This window comes from Cupriavidus sp. 01T418 (genome assembly GCF_056398885.1).
Genome location: NZ_JBFTQG010000179.1, coordinates 1 through 451, shown reverse-complemented (window position 1 = coordinate 451; position 451 = coordinate 1). Strand labels below are relative to the sequence as shown.

Annotated in this window: 2 protein-coding genes; both read left to right on the top strand. The window is 63.2% G+C overall.

Annotated elements, in window-relative coordinates; all coding sequences use genetic code 11:
- The coding region (locus AC1DQ3_RS36805; protein WP_477124994.1) for an MOFRL family protein at positions 1-249 on the top strand (249 nt) is incomplete at its 5' end.
- 73 nt (positions 250-322) lie between these two features.
- Positions 323-451: pyruvate kinase (locus AC1DQ3_RS36800; protein ID WP_477124995.1), on the top strand; the 129-nt coding region annotated here is incomplete at its 3' end.

Genomic DNA, 451 nt, shown 5'->3' with positions numbered 1-451 from the left:
GCATTGGACGGCCTGCCCGGTGTGCATGCCATCGCCTGCGATACCGACGGCATCGACGGCTCCGAAGACAACGCCGGCGCGCTGCTCGCGCCCGACACCCTGACCCGTGCCGCGGCGCGTGGACTGTCGGCGCGCGCACACCTCGGCAATAACGACGGCTATGGTTTCTTCTCCGGCCTGGACGACCTGATCGTCACCGGCCCGACCCGTACCAACGTCAATGATTTCCGCGCCATCCTGATTGTGTAAGTGTGTCAGCCACCTGTTTGAATAAAGGCGCGCCGTTTGCTGCGCGCCGCCCGAGATTGGAAGAGGAGACAAAATGAGACGCCAGCGCAAAGCCAAGATCGTTGCCACGCTCGGACCGGCCAGCACCGATATCGAGGTGATCCGGCAGTTGTTCGAGGCGGGAGCCGATGTGTTCGCCGATGTGTTCCGCCTGAACTTCAGC